Raw genomic sequence first — 20,217 nt, forward strand, 5'->3', positions numbered from 1 at the left:
AGGCTGCGACCGCGTTAACAATTAGACGGAGTGATGAATCATGGGTTAGCCTAATGGTTAAAAAAATGTGATAAATACATGGTTCGGAATTTCAAATTTGCAGTGATTAGCGATCCGCATATCGCTCTGCCGCATACCATTTGGGATCATCCCAGCCGATTTCATTTAGTTGAAGTGAGCATTCCCGCGCTGGAGCAGATTTTGGCGCATCTCAGTGCGTTGGATTTAGACTTTCTGCTGATGCCAGGAGACTTGACCCAGCATGGCGAACCAGAAAATCATGCTTGGCTGGTGCAGCGCCTCAAACAGCTTCCGTTCCCCGTCTATGTCGTTCCCGGTAATCATGATATTCCCCAGCGAGAAAAGTGCGATCGCAGTATTGGCTTAGCCGAGTTCCCCCAGTACTACACCGATTTCGGCTACAGCGATCCGAATCAACCCTATTACATTCAGTCTCCATTACCGGGACTACAGATCATTGGGCTGAATTCCAACTTTTACGAAGCCGACGGTCAGCAACTCGATATGGGACGGCTAGATGAGATCCAGTTCAACTGGTTAAAAGACATTCTGCCGACGGTTCAGGATGACTTAGTGCTCGTAATGGTGCATCACAACGTGGTGGAGCACCTGCCGAATCAGCTCCAGCATCCCCTGGGACGACGCTACATGCTGCAAAATCAGGCGGAACTGCTGGCGCTACTAGAAGAGTTTGCGGTACCGCTGATTTTCACGGGGCATCTGCACGTACAGGACATCGCGCCGCATCGCCATCTGTACGAAATCACCACTGGTTCCCTGGTCAGCTACCCGCACCCCTACCGCATTTTGAACTACCGCACGTTAGCAGACGGTCGGGGCATGCTGACGGTTGAGACTCAGCATGTGCAGTCGGTTCCCGGCTGGCCCCAGTTGCCAGAAGCCTCTCGTGAGTGGATGGGCGATCGCTCGTTACCGTTTATGCTGCGACTGCTGACCCATCCGCCGCTGTGTTTACCGGAACCCGAAGCGAAGTCTTTGGCCGATGATTTGCGCTATTTTTGGGCCGATGTGGCCGAAGGAGATGCGACGTTCGATTTCTCGCATTTTCCAATCGCAGCACAGCGTTATTTTGAGGCTTTTAGCGCCACGACTGCGACTGGAGAACTCTGCCTGATTGACAATGCCGTAACGCTAAAGCTGTAGGCTTATATCAAACCTGTGTATAAGAACCCAATTTATTTTTTGTGAAATGCTTGCTCCGCAAACGTTTCACAAAAAATAAATTATGGGTTTTCAACCCGACTTGAATCTCTTGGGGTCCATTCCCCGCCGCTCTGCGGCGTAAGATCTAAGAATGAGTGAGTACATCCACAAGAGTCATAACGTAACAGTTTTGCTATACCACTTAGTGTTTCCAGCAAAGTATCGACGGGTTGTGTTTGATGAGCAAGTAGATGCGGTTCTGCGAGAGGTCTGCCTCGAAATCGAGAAACGCTACGAGGTGAAGTTTGTCGAAATTGGAGTGGACAAAGACCATGTCCATTTTCTAGTGCAGTCCGTGCCGACCTATAGTGTGACCAAACTGGTAACGATGCTGAAAAGTTTAACTGCACGAGAAGTCTTCAAACGATGCCCTCAAGTGAAGCAGAAACTTTGGGGAGGCGAGTTTTGGAGTGATGGATATTTTGCGAGTACAGTAGGCCGCCACGGGGATGAAGGAATGATCGCCAAATATGTTCAAGCCCAAGGCAAAGATTACCTCAAATTGCATCGGGATAATCAACTTGCTCTTTTTTGATTCTGATACCCCGTCCGCTTGCGGCGGGGTATTTCATTATTAGAGGCTCGATGCAATCGGCCAAGTGGTTAGCACGAACACGACGACAGCTAGGATCGCCAGTAGCCCATCGATGAGATTGCCGATGACGGAGCCGATTACTGTACCAATACTGGCTTTGAATGCCGTTTTTACTCTCGACTCTCCCTCTAACTGCCGACGCGATAGATACTCTCCAATGAATGCACCAATGAACGGCCCAACTAAAACACCCAGGATCGGCCCACCGATTGGTAGGGCTGGCATCAGTCCGAGAAAACCAATTACTAAACCTGCGATCGCACCAAATTGACCCCATTTACTGGCACCAAATTGCTTAGCTCCCCAGTATGCTCCTAAAAACTCAATGGCGGCACTGAGAATGAGGATGGCAAACACAACCACAATCGGCCAGCCAATCCCGGCAAACTGAGTCACAACTGACCAGACCAGGATTGCGGCCAAGATAACGCTTGCACCGGGCATCCCTGGAATGAGTTCTCCAATTGCGCCAAGCAGCATGATGGCAACGAGTATCCAGTAGAGGGTTATAAGATCCATAAAGTTAGTCACTTGGAATGTCAGAGTTTGGCTCTTGAATCGAGACGCTACGTAAGGCTCGCGCTATGACTTGATTGCCTCTTAGTTGGTATTGAAACGGATCTGAAAGAGATCAAGGCAGCCTGGGAGTAACTGTTTCGCTAAATTCCTGTTCTCCTTCAACCAGAGGTTCTGGAACACCGCTGGGATAAGCTGCTTGAATCAGTTCCTGGAGACGAGCCACGCGGTTACCGGGATTGGGATGAGTACTGAGAAATTCTGGTGGTTGGCCACGGGATTCAGACGATTCGAAGATTTGCATCAGCTCAACCAAGCCTTCGGGGTTGTAGTTTGCATCCGTCATGAACTGAAATCCCAGCCGATCGCTTTCTAGCTCATCTTCACGGCTGTAGTTTAAACTGACCAGCTGATTAACGGCTTGGGCAATAACGGCGGCTTGTCGCCCGCTGTCGTAATTCTCGCTGGCGGCAATCCCAATTGCATTGACCAAGATGGCACCTAGCTGCTGCCGAGCCAAATGTTCCGCACCGTGGCGAGCAACGACATGGCCAATTTCATGACCCAGAACCCCGGCAAGCTGTGACTCGGCATCCAATGTCTCTAGTAACCCGGTCGTGATGAAAACCTGTCCACCCGGTAAGGCAAACGCATTGACGGTATTTGGATCATCAATTAAATGAAATTCAAACGGATAGGGAGATTGCGATGCTTGGGATGCTTGCAAAACCTGCTGCCCAACCTCGTCAATGTAAGCTTGCAGCGTTGGATCAGGATAAAGCCCGCCCATTTCGGCCAGCACTTCTTGCTGTCCTTGCTGGCCGAGAACAATCTCTTGCTCTGGCGATAGGGCAACCCGCTGCTTTTCGCCTGTAATCGGATTTTCTGAAACGTTGCCCCAATAGTTGAAGAGCCCAAAGATCACAAATAGGAGTCCTAAACCAAGACGTACAAGTAGGCTGCCCACTCCTGAATACCCATAAACAGTTAGAGCAGACGATACGGTGTTTCATCTATATCTGACACCTAGCTCAGGGATGAAATTGACAAGCCGATGAAAAGTGGGATGGAAAGTGCGATCGCATATTCGTATTACTTTCTGTGGGGGTTGTGAAATTCTTAATAGAAGCAGGTGCAGATCCCGATATAAAGGTTGATACCGATGGCTTTACTCGTCCGCTTGAGGCTGCGGCTTATGAAGGGTGTGAGGAAGTTTACGAGTATCTGTTACCCTTAACAGCGGATGAGGAGGTGATCGAGTTCGCACAAAAAGAGCTAACCGAGGAAAGCTACAGGCAGAAAGCAGCGAGAACATCTGGGATAGCAGCGCAAGCTATCCCATTATTAGTACAGTGGGCTGTGATTTGATCATGGTAAGGTTTTGTAATGTCAACACTTGCAGAGGCGTTGCAACGCATTGAGGCTCATTCTGAATGTTGCTTATCGTATTGGCGACCTCAACTGACATATGAAGAGATCAACGCAATCCTCCACGATTATCCTTTCAATTTGTCCAAAGAAGTTTACGAACTTTATCTTTGGCGCAACGGAACGCTACCCATACCTACAACAGAGGAAGATGAGCCAGTTCTAGAATGCTTCAATTTTGGGTATCACTTAGCTGGCATGGCTTACGACATCGTTCTTCTGCCCTTAGAGGAGGCAATGTTTTGGTGGCAGGCTAGGGATGAGTGGCATCGAGGATCTCTAAGCTATGAACCATCTAATGTATTTCCCCTTTTCTGTGCTGAGAAAGGCGAAATTGTGGTGTTAGGCAGTGATGTTCAGCAGAACTTCTCTCCAATCTATTGGACTGATGATCTTACAATTTATCCAGATCAAGCCCCCCTTTATCCCAGTCTCACTCACATGATGTTGGCAATTGCCGAAGTAATTGAATCAGGTGCAAAAGTTTGGAAGTTTGGTGGGATTTGCGATCGCTTCGTCTATGAAGAGAGTTGTAGAGCAATAGATAAGAAGTATGGACGTAGCAAAAGGTGGTAGTAGAAGTCATCCCGTGCTGGTTGTGACGGCATAGCTAAGTAAATGCAGCATCATTTAGCAGGCGAAACCAAATAGTATGAGGAGCGAGCCAGTGGTAGCCAGTGACGACCCCAATTCGCAGCGTTTCTATCACGGTACGAAGGCCGACCTGAAGCCGGGAGACCTGATCATACCTGGCTATAACTCCAACTACGGTAGAAGGAAAAAAGCGGCCTACGTTTATCTGACCGCCACCTTAGATGCGGCTATCTGGGGAGCTGAACTGGCTCTCGGCGAAGGAACTGGCAGAATCTACATCGTGGAACCGACTGGTCCGATTGAAGATGACCCGAATCTGACCGATAAGAAGTATCCCGGCAATCCAACGAAGTCATACCGCTCTCGCGATCCGCTGCGGGTCACGGGCGAAGTCACGGATTGGCAGGGGCACTCCCCCGAACAGCTCAAAGCCATGCAGGACAACCTTGAGCGACTGAAGCAACTTGGCATTGAGGCAATTGAGGACTAAGTTTGGCTCGTCTGTCCAATATAATGCCTCCAGCCCACCCAAAAACTGCTTTGCGATCGCAGTCGGCTGAGTTTCCGTCGTTAGTCACTAAAGACAGCCCATTATGAAATTCCAGGTGCGTGAGGCACGCCAATCAGATCAGCAAGCTATCTTGCAGGTTGTCATTGCGGCATTTGGAGATGGGCAAGGGCCAGAAATTGCGAATTTAATCACTGATTTATTGGGCGATCCCAGTGCCTATCCTTTGTTGTCGCTAGTCGCGACGATTGATGATCGCGTTGTCGGGCATATTCTATTCACCAACACAACCATCAAACAGGCTCAGCGGGCAGTCTCTTCAGCCATCCTGGCACCGTTAGCAGTACACCCAGATCATCAAAATCAGGGGATTGGCGGTCAGCTAATTCAAGCCGGACTCAAGCAGTTGCAATCAGCGGGCACAGAATTGGTATTCGTCTTGGGCTATCCGGACTATTATCCGAAGTATGGCTTTTCCCCTGCTGGCGTAAAGGGATTCGACGCACCACATCCTATCCCACCTGAACATGCTGATGCCTGGATGGTGCAGGAACTCCGTCCAGGCATCCTGGGACAGGTAAGTGGACAAGTAACGTGCGCTAACGTACTCAATGATCCCAAACATTGGCATGATTAGAGATTGAATCTCTTTAAAATGGTGTCAAGGTGTCGCAAGAGGGCAACTGTATGCAAATCACCCTGAACTTACCAGATAGCCTTAGCCAAACCGAGACTTTTAACCAGAGCGATTGGCTCCGAGAGATTGCCATTGCCCTGTTTCAGCAAGAGCGGATTTCTCTGAGTCGTGCCAGCAAAATTGCCGGAATGGAAGTCATGGATTTTCAAAAACTGCTGGCCGATCGGGGCATTTGTGTCCACTACGATGTGGAAGACCTTGAGCAGGATGTTCAGCACCTGCACGATCGGGGCTGGCTATGATCGTCGTTAGCGACACCTCTGCGCTCTCTAATCTTGCTATTGTCGATCATCTTTGGTTGTTAAAAGCCATTTATCAAACTGTAGTTATTCCTGATGTTGTTGCCAGCGAATTAGCCGCCGCCAGCAATCCCACCATTTCAGCCATTCTGCAGCTAGGCTGGATTCAACCCCAAATCCTCGCCAACTCTCAACTTGCTGATCAACTGCAACAAAAGCGGGGACTTGATGCCGGGGAAGCACATGCTATAGCCTTGGCGCTTGAACTACAAGCCGATGATCTGCTTATTGATGAACGCTTGGGACGACAAGAAGCTGCTCAGCTTGGACTGCCCATCATTGGCATTCTGGGGGTGCTGCTTATTGCTAAGAAAAGAAGTCTTATTCCTCAAGTTCAACCTGTTATAGATGCTTTGATCAACCGGGCTGGTTTTCGCGTCAGTGCCCAGCTATATCAGCGTGTCTTAGCTCTTGCTCAAGAACCTTCAAATTAGGCCAATCTATATCTTGCGCCTTGATCAACATAAGGAACAGATTTTGATGTCCCAATCAGTCAATTTAGGCTTACAGCAAAAAGCGATCGCAGTTCACAATTTACTCTGCACTGAATATGGATGCCCCATTCCCTACTTTCATACACTCGATCCGCTGAGTGAGTTGGTTTCATCGCTGCTGTCTCACCGCACCAAAAATCGCGATTCAGGTCAAGCATTTAAGCAGTTAACTGAGCAGTTTCCAACTTGGGCAGCGGTACGGGATGCACCCACAGCAGATATTGAACATGCGATCGCACCCTGCACCTGGCCAGAGCAAAAAGCTCCGCGTCTTCAGCAAGTGCTGCGGTTAGTCAGTGAATTGACCAATGGTGAATGGTCGCTCGATTTTCTCAAGGATATGTCGGTTCCCGAAGCCCGCGCTTGGCTGGAAAAACTGCCGGGAGTGGGGCCAAAGACCAGCGCAGCGGTGCTGTGTTTTAGTCGGCTGCGGCGTCGGGCACTACCAGTCGATAGCCACCATCATCGGGTCGCTCAACGATTGGGGCTGATTCCTCAAACCCTATCGGTTGGGCCATCCCACGCTCGACTCGAAGCGCTCTTGCCCGATGAGTGGGACGCCCAACAGGTCTACGACCACCATGAAGTGATGATGCTGCACGGTCAGCAATGCTGCTACTACAAAAATCCCAACTGCGATCGCTGTGTAGTTTTGGATTTGTGTCCCTATGGACAAGCTAGAACGAGCAGTGAAAACTGAATCGCTAATCCGATTGGCCGAGTGCCCCTGGCGCACCGACCAGGGTTCGCTTGGGCGAGCAGGTGATGATCATAATGATCAGCGTCAGTACATAGGGAGCGGCGTTAAACAGGTAGTAAAACGCGTCGATACCAACGGACTGAAACGCTGGCCCAATCGACTGTGCGCCGCCAAACAGCAGCGAGGCCCAGAGGCACTGAATCGGGTTCCACTTGGCGAAGATCACCAGCGCTACCGCCATTAAGCCTTGACCGCTGGAAATCCGCTCTGTCCAAACGCCAGGATAGTAAAGCGAGAGGCAGGCTCCACCCATTGCCGCTAGGAAGCTGCCAGCCACGATGCTGAGCATTCTCACCTTGAAAATCGAAATACCCATTGCCCGCGCGGCTTCCGGGCTGTCGCCGACGGCACGAACGTACAAGCCCCAGCGGGTTGACCGAAAGAACCACTGCATAATTGGCGCTACGGCCACGCCAATCAAAAACAAGGGACTGAGCTGGAGGGCTGACTGCACTTGGGGAATGCTGATCCAGCCGCCGATATCAATCGTCTGTAACTGAGGCGCTTGGGGTTGAATGAACGGCTTGCCTAAGAAGAACGCCACGCCACTGCCGAAGATGATCATGGCGATGCCTACGGCGACATCATTTACCCGTGGCTGCTGTGACAGCCAACCATGAATGCAGCCCAGCAGCATACCGGAGATGCCTGCCACGAGCACGCCTAGCCAGGGTGCTAGCTCTGCGCCTACGATGCCCTGCGTCAAGTAGGAGATGCCGTAGGCGCTCATGGCTCCCGTGAGCAACACGCCTTCTAGGCCCAGGTTAATCTTGCCGCTTTTCTCGGTAAGGCATTCTCCCAAGCTGACGAATAAAAACGGCGCACTGCCGCGCAGTGTTCCGGCCAAAATGCCCAGGGGGACGCCCCACCAACCCAATGCTTCTGCTGCCATAGTGTTTTACTCAAAAATTGCGGTGTTACACGAGTGTTGTGGAGAGGGAAAAGGTTAGCTGCTAACGGCTGTTGTCGGCGGCACGCTGGTTGTAGGAACGGGGCGCTCTTGAAAGAACGCGAAGCGTCCGTATAGGGAATCGCTGTACAGCACGCAGAGAAAGACAATTCCCTGGAATAGGAGTACGGTTGCATCGGGTAAATTGTGCGATCGCTGTAGGATGCCGCCACTGGCTAGAATGCCACCCAGTAAAACCGCTACCAGCACCGCAGCAAGGGGATTATGTTTTGCCACAAATGCCACCAGAACCCCGCCATAGCCATAGTTGGCATTGAGTGACTCATTCGCTCGCTTCTGCACAGCGGCGACTTCCACCATGCCTGCTAGACCTGCCGCTGCACCACCGAGGAAGCAAATGGCCAGCGTCAGCTTACCAACGGGTAATCCGGCAATTTTGGCGGCTCGAACATTGCCACCAGCGGTTCGGGCCGCAAAGCCAAAGGTGGTGCGCTGAATCAAAATGTAGGCCAGGATACAGGCGACGATGCCAAAGAACAGACCGTAATGAATCCGGCTACCGGGCAGATTGCCGAGCCAGTACGCTTCTGGAATCTGAAAGCTAGAAGGCTTGGTAACAAAATCCGGATCGCGCATCGGGCCTTCAACCAAGTGGTTCATGAATGCGATCGCAACATAGTTCAGCAGCAAACTGCTAATCGTTTCGTTTACACCTCGGTAATAGCGCAGCGCCCCCACAGCGGCGATCCAAATTCCGCCTGCGATGATGCTGGCAACTGCCATCAGTCCCAACACGATCAGCGGAGACAGTCCCAGCGGCATGGCAAGGCCAACAATCACGGCAGCTAGACCACCAATGATCAAAGCCCCCTCGTTACCAATAATCACCAAGCCCAACCGAGCGGGTAATGCCGTACACAGCGCCGTCAGCATCAGGGGAGAAGCCCGAATCAACGTATTCTGCCAAGCGCTCCAGCTGCCAAAGGCGGCCTTGTAGACCGAGGCATAGACGCCAAACGGATTCGCACCCGCAAAGGCACAAAATATGCCGAACACAATTAGCGCAAATAGGATTGCGCCAACAGGCAGCATAAACGATTCCAAAGACCGTCGCCAGTTATGACCAATCAACATAAAAATCAGCTTGTACTACGAAGAGTAGGAATGAAGACGAGGAGAGAGGTAAGGTTGAGGTGCGACTCAACTTGCATCTCTTCACCAAAGACAAGTTCAAACCAGTCCAGCATCCCGTAGGGGCAGGTTTAGCAACAAATGTATCGATCGAGATCTCAACTGATCGCAAAACCTGCCCCTACAAGGGCATTCGTGATGAAAGGCTCTAGGAGGAAACCGATCCATCAACTCCCTCAATTAGGTAGTCCATCTTCTCCAGTTCAACGTCTTGCTGCTTGTATTCCTGGCCTTCCGGCAGCACATCTTGTCCTGCGTTCGACTTTAACGGCCCTTTGTAAATTACAAGCTGCTCACTCATAATCGCCTCTTTAGCCGCATCAGCCGCCGTTTTGGCCTCTTCACTCACTGCTGGCCCATAGGGCGACATTTTACAGAACTTGGCTGACAGTCCGCCTCGCATAATATGAGGGATGTCACCATTCATCAGGGTTTTACCCGCCAAGAGATCATTGGCAAACTGTGTATAAATGCTGCTCCAGTCCCACTCAGCCCCCGTCAAATAGCCCTGGGGCGCGAGATCAGCTTGATTGGCGTGATAGCCAGAGCTATAAATACCCCGCTTTTCCGCCGTTTCGATTACGACCTTGGGGCTGTCTACATGGCAGGTGACAACATCAACGCCTTGATCCGCCATACTATTTGTCGCTTCGGCTTCCTTAACTGGAAGTGCCCAATCGCCCGTGAAGATGACCTGGGTGGTAATTTCGGGTTTTACCGACTTGGCTCCCAGCGTAAAACTGTTGATGTTGCGCAACACCTGGGGAATCGGTTTGGCCGCCACGAAGCCTAGCTTGCCAGACTGCGTCGCATGACCCGCCACAACGCCAGCTACATATTGCGCTTCATCGATGTAGCCAAAGTAGCTACCGACATTGTCAGGATGGGTGCCTTCCTGGTAGAGTCCACCCGCATGGAAGAACTGCACGTCTGGGAACTCGGCGGCTAACTCAAGAATGTACGGATCGAAATAGCCAAATGAGGTGGGAAATAGAGCTTTTGCGCCGTCAATTTCGATCATGCTGCGCATGGTTTCCAGCACGGCGGTGGTTTCCGGTACGCTGGCTTCTTCAATCAGCTTGATGCCTGCGACCTGAGCCATTGCCGCTGCGCCTTCAGCATGGGCTTGGTTGTAACCGTAGTCATCTTTGGGGCCAACGTAAATAAAGCCGACGACTAACGGCTCTCCACCACCTTCCCCACTGCTAGCGGTACCGTTACCAGTAGGGCTACAGCCTGTACCGAACTTTGCGACTCCAAATGCTGTGGCAGCGAGCATTCCTCGCATGACTTGGCGTCGAGATAAGAGAAAGGAACGCCTGTGATTCACGTCAACTACCCTCCGCAGGAAAATCGGGAACGTTTTAAATTACTGCTGAGCGTAGCAAGGACAGAGAACTTTAAAAGATAAAAATGTTACTTAATTAACATAATTTGTCTATTTGTTTCCTTCAAACAGTTTTCAGATTAAACAGTTGTTGAATTCGTTTACGGGCCCAATCAACTGGATTACGCTCATCTTCTTGCTGATCCAGCAGTCCCCGCCGACGTAGTTCTTGCTGACGCTGATGCAGTTCGTCGCGGTGCTGACCAAATTCCTGAATAATGGATTCAGCCAAATTAGGATAATCCTGCAGTAGTTTCGAAAAACTGCGGCTATTGATCACAAACAGTAGAGTATGGGCCGTTGTTCGCACAGTGGCTGTGCGGGGAATGCCCAGCAGTAACGAGACTTCTCCAAAAAACTGACCCGCTTCCAGAATCGTGAGCCGCTTTTGGAGGCGTTCCGCTAGCACTTCGACCTGTCCCGAGAGGATGACATAAAAAGCATCACCAGGATCGCCTTCGCGAAAGATCAGTTCACTGGGGGCAAATTGGGTACGATAGCCAATCTCAATCAGTTGCCGAATGTCTATTTCAGATAGGTTTTCAAAGTAGCGCACCTGTCGCAGCAATACGCTCAGAGTGTTAGCCCGATCCGTTGATTGCGAGAAGATGCGTTCGGCTTTGCCGTCTCGTAGAAAATTGCGGTTCTGTGTGACGCCTAACTCATTAATCTGACGGTTTGGATCCTGATTAAGTTGATGATCGGTGTTGGTTTGATCGGTGTTGGTTTGATCGGTGCTATCGAAACGGCTGCCGTTTGGTGCAGCTTGACCGTTATTCAAACGAACTGTATGGAGACGATCCGAATCAACGTTGATCGGTTCAGTTATCGGTGGTGTCCAAGCTGGCCCGTAACGAGTTGAGCCATTGGGAACGTAGGGGAAACTGCTTGTGTCTCGCAGCCACACATCACGCTGGGGAAATGGGATTCGAATGCCCTGCTGGCGCAGATTGTACTCAATCACGAAGTTTAGTGAGCTGATAATGTCATCTCGGCGGTCGATTTGGCTGACCCAGACTCGAACTTCAAATCTGAGAGCGCTGTCGCCGAAACCAATGAAGTTGATGCGCGGCAGCGGTTCCCGCAGCACGTTTGGTTCCATATAGGCTGATTTGAGAAGTGTTTCGGTTACCAGTACCGGATCGCTGCCGTAGGCGACGGCGACTGGAATCCGCAGTCGCGCTGTAAAGTTGTCGTAGCTCCAGTTGAGAATGCGATTTTCGATTAAATGACTGTTCGGCACCACTACATCGCCGTCATCTAGCGTCCGAATGATGGTGGAGCGCAGCTTGACCTCTTTGATATAGCCCGCTAGTCCATCAAACTCGATGAAGTCACCGACTTTAAGCGTGCGCTCAAAGAGCAGCGTCAGCCCGCTGATGAAGTCATTGGTTGTATTTTGCAGCCCGAAGCCGATGCCAACGCCTAGACCGCCCAGAATCAAACCAACAGAGGCGAGGTTGAACCCAGTGCTTTGGATGATCACCAAAAAGCTAATTGCGCCCAAAAAGTAGCTGATCATGGTTGCGATCGCTTCTTGATTGCTGGCATCGATCTTGAAGCGGCTGAGCAGATGGGTTTTGAGAAAACTCTTGAGCAGCCGGATGACCAGCAGCACGATCAGCAAAGCGGCCCCCAGTTTCAAGAGCAGCAGGACCGACACAGCGGTGCCGCCCAGGTAAAACATGGGAGCCGTAAAGAGCTGAATCAAATTGGAGAGTAAGGTCTGAATGACCAGGATCATAACTCCGGTGGGACAACAGCGAACGGAACTCCTGCAATGGATTCTAGCCCGACTGAGGTCAAAAGCTGTTGCCAAATTTCCGGCTGTGTTTCTCGCAGGGCTGCTGCGATCGCAACTGTTTCGGGCCACAGTTCAGCATTGGCGTAAAGTTGCGCCTGTGCGATTGGATCATCGGCTTCAGCGAGTGCCACCGCTAACTCTGCGTCGGCCTCAACTCGACTGATCCAGCCCTCTACAAATGGATTCAAGTTTAAGCGTTCGCGATCGCAGATAGGGCTCAGCTTCCAGCTGTAGACCTGATCGGACTGCAGTTCTAGATCTGACGGCAACTGAAGACTCACAATACTGGCTTCGCCAGATAGCTCGATGGTTGTGCTGTAAATCAGTTCACCCGCTGACTCACGCAGTTCAAATAGCGCTTCTGCTGCTACGGTTGGCGGAACATACCAAAACAAGTTTGATTCCTCGCCGACAGTCTTGATCCAGTTGTTGGTCGGTGCGATCGCGGTGAGTGGTTCAGGCACTCTGGCAATACAGTTTGGCCCGCTGCGTGTACCGCCCCCTGCCGTCCGAATTGGCCCCCTGCGATCGCCTGTCGGCGGAAATTCGATAATTTGGGCCATCGCCGATGGGCTTGATAACAATAAACTGGCCACAATCAGTCCCACCTTGACCCAGCAAACCCCTTTCTTAAAGCTAATGTTGACCACGATTTTCAGCTCCTTGAGTGCAGTTAAACCCAATGCAGTCAGATTGGTTGTGACGAACCATGAATTGAGTGCCCGCCGTTTTGGGAACGCTCATCCTAAAATTTGCACCTAACCGTTTATGGCTTGACCAAAGCGACAATGGCTACACATGCTTAACACGACTTAACTCTTGATAGCTAAGAGTTATGCATTAACCAAGGGGGCAAAGTTCTATCGGTTTTATCTAACGAATGCTGGTGAAGAGCTGGGGACTGGGTGATGGATATTGGTTGCTATAGCGGTTTGCAACCGCATTAAGTACAAAAACGGTGATGTGGGGCATACACGCCCCACATCACCGTACTGAACCAATGTGCATAGCGCTGTAGGTACTGGGTACTGGGCTGCTCGCTGAGTGCTGAGGATTGAGTACTGGGGGGATGGTATGACGCAGAAACGCTACTCCATCACTCTCTTACTCTCCTACCCTTCCATCCTCTTCATTGAAAAAGCATGTGGGGCAGTTGCGCTAAACGCAACTGCCCCACATGCTTTTGTTCAAATGCAATACTGTCAATTCAATTGTCGGACAGAATTGTGTTTTAAGCTTAGTAGTCTGTCAGAGTAGAGATGAGGGGTAGAAAGATTTTGAAAATTCTTCTACCCCTCAAAACACACTTGACAAAGCATTAGGTTTCAGATTCGGACGTAGAAGAGGCTGAGAAGTACGGTGATAGGTAAGCCACTAAAGCTCCAATCGCAAATCCGGCAATGTTACGAATTAGCGGCAACAAATCGCTGGTGCGAGTTACAACCGGGCCAATGCCGAATGCGATAAACAAAATGCCCCACAGGGGAGAGAAGATTAACGCCCACTGCCAAGCAAAGACCTTGCCGTTACGAGGCTGAGCCGCGAAGCCGAAAATCGCACCACCCAAGATTGATGTCACCAGTGTCAGAACCCACTGTTCCTGTGGCAGACCCGGCACAACATTGCAACCACCCTGCTGGAGGCATCCTTCAATGGAGTGGAGGGCTGACAAAATTGAGAGGTCTTCGCCATTGTCTCGAACAAAAAACTGATTACCGTAGCGAGTTTGCAGCTCAATCCAGAAGGTGCGCGGCAGTAACTCATAGGCTGCATCACCCACGCTAAAGTTGAGCAGATTACCGCCACGCGGATCAGCAATCAGCAAAATACTTTTGTCATCGAGTCCCCAGAATTCCTTCACCGCTCGTCCTGGAGTTTGATCAAACTGGGTCAGGACTCTCAGTTTCCAGCCTGTTGCAGTTTCAAACTGTTCCAGTTCAGCATTGAGGTCGGATTCCTGCTGGTTGCTGAGGGATTTAGCTAAGTCAATTACCGATGTGGCTTCTTCGGGTAGAAGCTCAGGATTGTCATATGCCTGAGCAGCTGGAGCGATGGCCCAGACCGTCACTGCGAAAATAATCGCAACCAAAGCTTGCAGGACATTATGAGCAGGAAGAATACGACGCATCGGCAACCTCACCAAAAACTTTTAATAAAGATATAGAAACGCTATCGGAGCAGCTCACTAGCGTCACTGCCTAGCGATTATGAGAAGATCGTAAACGTTTCTTTACAGTTCTTATGTTAAGTCTAATAATATTGATTTTTTGCGCAAACCGTCAATCTTTGGTTACATAACCTGTGAATGCAGGTTTTGAACTATACGGCTTGGCTATGTGGCTGAGACCTATAGCTACATGGGGCTTGTGATCAGACTTTTAGTATGGATTTTGTGCGGGTGGCTGCTCGTGAATTCCATTTGGACTGCCATCTGGCGCAGAAAACTGTCGCAGAAAACTGTCGCAGAAAACTATTACCGGAAACTATTCAGGGAAATCTTGTCTTGGGTCAGAGCGAGATGGATCAGGATGAGCAGCGTGAAACATTGACTGGTCGGGTTGTGGCTGTTCGTACTGTGACTGTCTGGGGAGGCTCATGGGTTGAGAGCCTGCGGGTAAATTTCGTGGCGTGCGATAGCTTGAACCGGTAAATGTTCGCCAAGCAGTTCGTGCCCCTACCCAAACGCTGCGGGTTGTAATGCGAGCTTGGCGCGTTTGATGTCTAAGTGTTTTCATGCTTTCATCAACCTGCTGAACAACTCGTCCGGCGCTTTGCACTCCTTCGTTCATATCGTCGGTCAAGTCGCTGATCTCCATGCTGGTTAAGCGAATTGATTCGAGGGTGGGCGGTAGTTCTCGGCTCAGCGTGTCGCAGAGTTTTTCTACACTGCGAGCGGCACGGGCTAGCTCATGCAGCGTCGGCAATGCCACCACAAAGACGGCAACCAAACTGACTGCCAGTAACAGAACGGAAATAATCAGCCAGAGAAGCGGTTCAAACACAGGCAGTGGGAGGTTGAAACGAGGATGAGGGCAAATAAGCGCAGGTAATCTTTAGGCAGAATTAGAGGTTTCAATGTCGCGGCTGTCATCGCGATCGCGCATTTCACTCCCGGAGCGGCGATTTACCTGATCATATTGATCGTATTGTTGCAAAAACTGGGCTTCTTCTTGCTGCGCCATCTGTCCAGCTGCGATCGCATCTCGTAAGCGGATCAACGTCTCATCCCAGCGGCGCAGTGCTGAATCCGAGAGCCGTCCAGTCTGCAATTGAATGCTGGTTGAGAGATCTTCTGCCAGTTCAGGTAAAGCATCGGCTGACTTTTTCAGAATTCGCCGGGTTTCCCGACCGGTTTTCGGCGCAGTCAGCAAGCCGGTAATCGCTCCAACTGCAGCTCCTAGCACCATACCGGTTATAAAAGCGCCTGTACGTTTTTCTGACATAGTGATTTAACGTAAAAATTCGATGCCTTCGTCTGGATTGTAGTTTAATTGTGCCTACTCTTGCATCTGGCCAAACTGGAATTCACAACCATTGTGATGAAGCTAACTGGGTGCGGCGAGATGCGGCAAGTTTATGTTCGGTTGGAAACTACAGCTTAAGCGTTTGGGGCAAGTCGCAGGCGTCTTCCTCCTGCTATTAGTAGGGGGGTATAGCATTTTACTGATTCGGCGTCCGCCCCGTACAGATACGGGACGCCCGCTATTTCAGGGCGTTCACTATCGGCGGCAAGTGCTTTCACAGCCTCGCCCACTCATGGTGCATGTGGTTTCGTTAGACTTGACGGCACCCGGCTTGCAGCTCGTCGTCACTCCATCTGAACTGTCTGGTGTTGCTGATCATCAAGCCCTTCAGGATCAATACGACACGGTCGCTCAAACTACGTCGGATGCCCTGCAGCGCTACCAGTTCCAGTTGGTCATTAACGGTAGCTTCTTTTACCCCTTCCATGAACACCATCCACTAGATTTTTATCCCCGTTCTGGTGATCCGGTTAACGTGGTTGGAGTTGCGATCGCAGATGGCCAAATCTATTCAGATCCCCAACCTGACTGGGCTGCACTCTGCATCCAGGGGCAGCAAGTTTCAATCACTCAGCAAATTGATTGCCCAGCAGGGACAGACTATGCGTTGACTGGTCGAGAAATCGTAATCGAAACGGGCCAACCCGTTGATTTGAATCCCGATAGCGACCAGGATCGCCTGTTTCCGCGCACGGTAGTTGCCATCGATCAATCACAGCAAAAGCTATGGTTTGTCATCGTGGATGGTCGCCAACCCAGATACAGCGAGGGGATAACGCTGGCTGAACTGACGCCTTTTTTAATTGAACTTGGAGCCGACACGGCACTGAATTTAGACGGTGGAGGTTCCACCACACTCGTGATTGAGCGGTCTCATGCCAATCGATTGTTTGCAAACGAATACATGCTGCTGAATTCGCCAATTCATACCCGTATCCCAATGCGTCAGCGACCAATTGCCAATCATATTGGTGTCTATGCGCAACCGCTTCCAGCCGAGCCTTAATTTCTGCATCTCTGCTCTGTATTTATATCCCATCCTTGTGTCCTTACTAAAACCCCAAGAGAAGGTTTGGCCGCCGCAACGCGGCGGCCAAACCTTCTCTTGGGGTTTTGATCTGAGATGTAAGCTGCTCGCATTTGCTCTTAATATTGATGAGATTAAAACTCTCTCAACTTTCCGCACGGCAGGGCGAAAATTCGCTAATGTTAAGACACTCAAACGTTGTCACTTAACACCCAAATCAAAATCATACGTTTAGTTACATTATGAATAGCTGCATCTTAGCCGTTGAGATTATTCAAGACCCGCAACTGCGCTACACCTCCGACACTCAAACTCCCATTGCCGAAATGATGGTTCAGTTTCCGGGGCTGCGTTCTGATGATCCGCCATCTGCAATTAAGGTAATTGGCTGGGGAAACCTCGCTCAGGAAATTCAAGAGAAATATCACAGTGGCGATCGCATTTTGATTGAAGGTCGCCTCAATATGAATACCGTTGAGCGACCAGAAGGCTTTAAGGAAAAATTGGCTGAATTAACGGCTCAGCGAATTCATGCTTGGGGCGGCACGTTTGAGATGGATAGTTCTGCTGCTCCGTCTATGTCGGAATCCGCTAGAACGTATGCTGCACCGACCAGCTCACCGAGTCCAGTCGCTTCGGCCAGCGATGAACAACCAGATTATGACGATATTCCGTTTTAATCTCTAGCGGGTCAAATTCCTCACGACTTGCCGCGTTCCTTAGTCGTTTTAGTCGTTGTGGGAGGTATGCACCGCATACCTCCCACAACGACTGTTAGTAGGCTCCGGTGCGATTTAGCAGAATGCTCAGCGTTTTAGCAATAATTTGTAGGTCATACAGCCATGTCCAGCGTTCCTGATAGCGGATATCAAGCTGCACAATTTCTTCAAAATCGCTGATTGAGGAGCGTCCATTGACCTGCCATTCACCCGTCAGTCCAGGCTTAACGGCTAGTCGCCGCCAGTGATGCGGTTCGTATTTTGCCACCTCATCCCCTGTGGGTGGGCGCGTGCCCACTAAACTCATATCGCCGATCAGCACGTTCCAAAACTGAGGAAACTCATCTAAGCTGGTGCGACGTAGAAATTGACCGACACGGGTAACGCGTGGATCATTTTGATTTTTGAAGATGAGGCCCTTGGCTTCGTTCGTCACCTGGTGCTTGAGTAAGTCCGCATCTGGTACCATTGAGCGAAACTTACGCAGAGTAAAGGTGCGTCCACCCAATCCATATCGCTCTTGGGCATATAAGATGGGGCCGGGACTATCAAGCTTGATTGCGATCGCAATTGGCAGAAAGATGCAGGCCAGCAAAAACAGCCCGATCAATGCTCCACAGACATCAACAGCACGTTTTATGAAAGATGATGCTGACGGATGAGGAGCGGAGAAGCCAGTGGTTTCTAATGGTAGAGTGGAATTCGTCATAGTGCACTATCATCCGGTTGCAGCCCTGTTTCAACTAGCTTCAGTGCGCAATTTCAACCAAGTGAATAATGTAGCCTTGGCTACGTAAAAACACTTGTACCTATCTGTTAAATCGCTACCTTGGTTTATGCGTGAAATCACCAAAAAGCTCTGATCAACGATAAAGGTCTCCTGATATATACGGACTCATCTCACGCAGGAGCTTCGCAAAATCTTTTTAATTATCGGGGTGTTACCGCTGTTTAATAAAGTTTTGATGAAGTGAGGGGAAATGGTGGAAAAACAGACGCCAGATCTAGTCAGTGTCGTAGAAAAAATTGGAGAAGCCGTTCTGGCAACGACAGATACAGTGGAGCAACTAGCCAATCGAGTTGATAACGTTGTCCATCAGGTACAGCAACAGGGCTATCAAATTTTTGCCCTCAGTGATGCAATTCAAACCCTGGCTGAGAATCACGATGCCACGTTATCGCAATTGTCACAATTGACAGAATCACTGCGTCATTTAGTTGCAGCTATCGAAGAAACCGATAACATCGAATCATGATGATTCCCCAACCTGGGTGACGCATTCTGCATCCCTTTGCTTCATACTAAATTAAAAATCTAGCTGTACGATTTCCTGCAATTGATGGTTTCAGCTGAAGACATCGAAAAAGATTGGCACTCCCGCATCCAGGATGACTATCCAGCCCTAGACGATGCGACTCGAACCAGCATTGTCAAATGGCTGCTGGGTGATGATCCAGATCGCTTTAATGCCTTTGAAGAGCATGAACTGGATATTGCCAATCGTGCAATGGATTATCGCTATCGGATTTTGCAGCAGCGTTACTTAGGCGTGAGTGCGGATCAGGCTTACTGTCATTTGATTCAACGCTTAAGCAGCCTGTTTTTAATTCGCAACAAAATTCGCACCTGGATCGCGCTTAGTCGCGATCGCCAACGGACGGTGCGCGATGTCCTGCAAGAAGTGATCCAGGAGATGCTGCTGCGGGACAAGAATTTGCGGGAGCAGGTAGCCTGGATTCGGCAGTGTACTCCTTCTAGCCAACTTCGTAACGTCCTGATGTTGGCAAGTACAGAAGAGTATTGTCTGCGTCCCATTCGCAATCAGCCACTGTTGGTTTATCGCTTTGTCAATTATTTGCGCCGTTCTCAGCAGGGGGGCATGACTCAGGTGCCCAGCGAGGAGCTGATTCGTCTGGTTTCCGATGAAATTGGCACCGATGAGTCCGATAGCACGATTAGCCTGATCGATAATCAAGCGATCTCAGGTTACCAGGAGCAAGAGTTTCTGGAGGAGCAGCAGGTTGTTCGGGCTGAGGTGAAGCAGTCGTTTGCGGATTATCTGCGCGACAAGCTGGATGAAACCGCCGTGCAGTGGCTGGAGCTACATCTACAGGGCTATAGCCAGGACGTGATTGCTCAGCGGATGAATTTGCCGGTCAACGATGTCTATCGGCTGCGGGAAAAGATTAGCTATCATGCCGTCCGGGTGTTCAGCCTCAAGCATCGGCCTGAATTAGTCATGGGCTGGTTGGGGACAGCGCTGAAGGAAAATAATTTGGGTTTAACGCCCGATCAGTGGGAAAAGTTTCAGGCTGATCTCACGCCAGAGCAGGCATTTATTTTGGATAAGCTGCGGGCTGGCCAGGACTTTGATGCGATCGCAAAAGCTCTCAACAAACGCGTCAATCAAATTACCAGCGAATGGAGTAAGCTTTATCTCGCTGCCCAAACGCTGCGCAATGCAGGTGCATAAGAATGGGTCTAAAAAAGCATGATGGTCATTGCGCCTCGCGCAATG

Annotated in this window: 24 protein-coding genes; 13 read left to right on the forward strand and 11 right to left on the reverse strand. The window is 50.3% G+C overall.

The genetic code is table 11. From position 1 onward, the window contains the following. Positions 1-78: 78 nt before the first annotated feature. Complete coding sequence (locus tag AC286M_RS14805; RefSeq protein WP_488205116.1) at positions 79-1,185, forward strand: metallophosphoesterase family protein; 1,107 nt, start codon at positions 79-81, stop codon at positions 1,183-1,185. Positions 1,186-1,336: 151 nt separating this feature from the next. Further along, positions 1,337-1,780, forward strand: a complete 444-nt coding sequence (gene tnpA, locus AC286M_RS14810) for an IS200/IS605 family transposase (protein WP_488202591.1) — start codon at positions 1,337-1,339, stop codon at positions 1,778-1,780. A 39-nt stretch (positions 1,781-1,819) separates the two neighbouring features. Here tnpA and AC286M_RS14815 read toward each other — a convergent pair whose 3' ends face one another. Both AC286M_RS14815 and AC286M_RS14820 read right to left on the reverse strand, forming a co-directional pair. After that, positions 1,820-2,359: a DUF456 domain-containing protein gene (locus AC286M_RS14815; protein ID WP_488205117.1), complete on the reverse strand. Its 540-nt coding sequence runs from the start codon at positions 2,357-2,359 to the stop codon at positions 1,820-1,822. A 112-nt stretch (positions 2,360-2,471) separates the two neighbouring features. Continuing rightward, a complete protein-coding gene (locus AC286M_RS14820) occupies positions 2,472-3,323 on the reverse strand; it encodes a M48 family metalloprotease (protein ID WP_488205118.1) in 852 nt (283 codons plus the stop codon). A 134-nt stretch (positions 3,324-3,457) separates the two neighbouring features. Here AC286M_RS14820 and AC286M_RS14825 point away from each other — a divergent pair, with 134 nt between their 5' ends. The 7 genes from AC286M_RS14825 to AC286M_RS14855 all read left to right on the forward strand — a co-directional run bounded on the left by AC286M_RS14825 (position 3,458) and on the right by AC286M_RS14855 (position 7,076). After that, entirely contained in the window at positions 3,458-3,724 is a 267-nt protein-coding gene (locus AC286M_RS14825; RefSeq protein WP_488205119.1) for a hypothetical protein, read from the forward strand. Between the two features lie 18 nt (positions 3,725-3,742). Beyond that, entirely contained in the window at positions 3,743-4,360 is a 618-nt protein-coding gene (locus AC286M_RS14830) for a hypothetical protein (RefSeq protein WP_488205120.1), read from the forward strand. A gap of 76 nt (positions 4,361-4,436) precedes the next feature. Continuing rightward, positions 4,437-4,868, forward strand: a complete 432-nt coding sequence (gene arr, locus AC286M_RS14835) for an NAD(+)--rifampin ADP-ribosyltransferase (RefSeq protein WP_488205121.1) — start codon at positions 4,437-4,439, stop codon at positions 4,866-4,868. Positions 4,869-4,971: 103 nt separating this feature from the next. Then, positions 4,972-5,523: a GNAT family N-acetyltransferase gene (locus AC286M_RS14840; RefSeq protein ID WP_488205122.1), complete on the forward strand. Its 552-nt coding sequence runs from the start codon at positions 4,972-4,974 to the stop codon at positions 5,521-5,523. A 50-nt stretch (positions 5,524-5,573) separates the two neighbouring features. Beyond that, positions 5,574-5,825, forward strand: a complete 252-nt coding sequence (locus AC286M_RS14845; protein WP_488205123.1) for a UPF0175 family protein — start codon at positions 5,574-5,576, stop codon at positions 5,823-5,825. Then, complete coding sequence (locus AC286M_RS14850) at positions 5,822-6,316, forward strand: PIN domain-containing protein (RefSeq protein WP_488205124.1); 495 nt, start codon at positions 5,822-5,824, stop codon at positions 6,314-6,316. Before AC286M_RS14845 ends, AC286M_RS14850 begins: the two co-directional genes overlap by 4 nt. A gap of 46 nt (positions 6,317-6,362) precedes the next feature. Further along, complete coding sequence (locus AC286M_RS14855; RefSeq protein WP_488205125.1) at positions 6,363-7,076, forward strand: endonuclease III domain-containing protein; 714 nt, start codon at positions 6,363-6,365, stop codon at positions 7,074-7,076. A gap of 4 nt (positions 7,077-7,080) precedes the next feature. Here AC286M_RS14855 and AC286M_RS14860 read toward each other — a convergent pair whose 3' ends face one another. From AC286M_RS14860 to AC286M_RS14895, 8 genes are all read right to left on the reverse strand, one after another. Further along, positions 7,081-8,028 carry an ABC transporter permease gene (locus tag AC286M_RS14860; protein ID WP_488205126.1) on the reverse strand — a complete coding sequence of 316 codons (948 nt, stop codon included), beginning with the start codon at positions 8,026-8,028 and terminating at the stop codon, positions 7,081-7,083. Positions 8,029-8,082: 54 nt separating this feature from the next. Continuing rightward, complete coding sequence (locus AC286M_RS14865; RefSeq protein WP_488205127.1) at positions 8,083-9,180, reverse strand: ABC transporter permease; 1,098 nt, start codon at positions 9,178-9,180, stop codon at positions 8,083-8,085. Between the two features lie 205 nt (positions 9,181-9,385). Beyond that, a complete protein-coding gene (locus tag AC286M_RS14870; protein WP_488205128.1) occupies positions 9,386-10,525 on the reverse strand; it encodes a BMP family ABC transporter substrate-binding protein in 1,140 nt (379 codons plus the stop codon). 163 nt (positions 10,526-10,688) lie between these two features. Then, complete coding sequence (locus AC286M_RS14875) at positions 10,689-12,368, reverse strand: mechanosensitive ion channel domain-containing protein (protein ID WP_488205129.1); 1,680 nt, start codon at positions 12,366-12,368, stop codon at positions 10,689-10,691. After that, positions 12,365-13,078, reverse strand: coding sequence for a DUF928 domain-containing protein (locus AC286M_RS14880; protein WP_488205130.1), 714 nt, complete (start codon positions 13,076-13,078; stop codon positions 12,365-12,367). Before AC286M_RS14880 ends, AC286M_RS14875 begins: the two co-directional genes overlap by 4 nt. Before the next feature lie 668 nt (positions 13,079-13,746). After that, entirely contained in the window at positions 13,747-14,556 is an 810-nt protein-coding gene (locus AC286M_RS14885; protein ID WP_488205131.1) for a TPM domain-containing protein, read from the reverse strand. A gap of 355 nt (positions 14,557-14,911) precedes the next feature. Then, a complete protein-coding gene (locus AC286M_RS14890) occupies positions 14,912-15,430 on the reverse strand; it encodes a DUF948 domain-containing protein (RefSeq protein ID WP_488205132.1) in 519 nt (172 codons plus the stop codon). Between the two features lie 51 nt (positions 15,431-15,481). Continuing rightward, the gene (locus AC286M_RS14895) at positions 15,482-15,871 is read right to left on the reverse strand and encodes a YtxH domain-containing protein (RefSeq protein ID WP_488205133.1); all 390 of its coding nucleotides are present in this window, start codon (positions 15,869-15,871) and stop codon (positions 15,482-15,484) included. Between the two features lie 133 nt (positions 15,872-16,004). Between AC286M_RS14895 and AC286M_RS14900 the strand changes: the two genes are divergently transcribed. Both AC286M_RS14900 and AC286M_RS14905 read left to right on the forward strand, forming a co-directional pair. Beyond that, on the forward strand, positions 16,005-16,958 hold the full coding sequence (locus AC286M_RS14900; RefSeq protein ID WP_488205134.1) for a phosphodiester glycosidase family protein: 954 nt from the start codon (positions 16,005-16,007) through the stop codon (positions 16,956-16,958). A gap of 263 nt (positions 16,959-17,221) precedes the next feature. Next, positions 17,222-17,659, forward strand: coding sequence for a single-stranded DNA-binding protein (locus AC286M_RS14905; RefSeq protein ID WP_488205135.1), 438 nt, complete (start codon positions 17,222-17,224; stop codon positions 17,657-17,659). A 94-nt stretch (positions 17,660-17,753) separates the two neighbouring features. On the opposite strand, the gene AC286M_RS14910 is transcribed toward AC286M_RS14905, so the two are convergent. Continuing rightward, the gene (locus AC286M_RS14910; protein ID WP_488205136.1) at positions 17,754-18,407 is read right to left on the reverse strand and encodes a sugar transferase; all 654 of its coding nucleotides are present in this window, start codon (positions 18,405-18,407) and stop codon (positions 17,754-17,756) included. A gap of 271 nt (positions 18,408-18,678) precedes the next feature. On the opposite strand from AC286M_RS14910, the gene AC286M_RS14915 reads away from it, so the two are divergent. Both AC286M_RS14915 and AC286M_RS14920 read left to right on the forward strand, forming a co-directional pair. Next, positions 18,679-18,954, forward strand: coding sequence for a hypothetical protein (locus tag AC286M_RS14915; RefSeq protein ID WP_488205137.1), 276 nt, complete (start codon positions 18,679-18,681; stop codon positions 18,952-18,954). An 84-nt stretch (positions 18,955-19,038) separates the two neighbouring features. Then, positions 19,039-20,172: a HetZ-related protein 2 gene (locus tag AC286M_RS14920; protein WP_488205138.1), complete on the forward strand. Its 1,134-nt coding sequence runs from the start codon at positions 19,039-19,041 to the stop codon at positions 20,170-20,172. The last annotated feature ends 45 nt before the right edge of the window (positions 20,173-20,217 follow it).

This window comes from Thainema salinarum CENA647 (genome assembly GCF_057732415.1).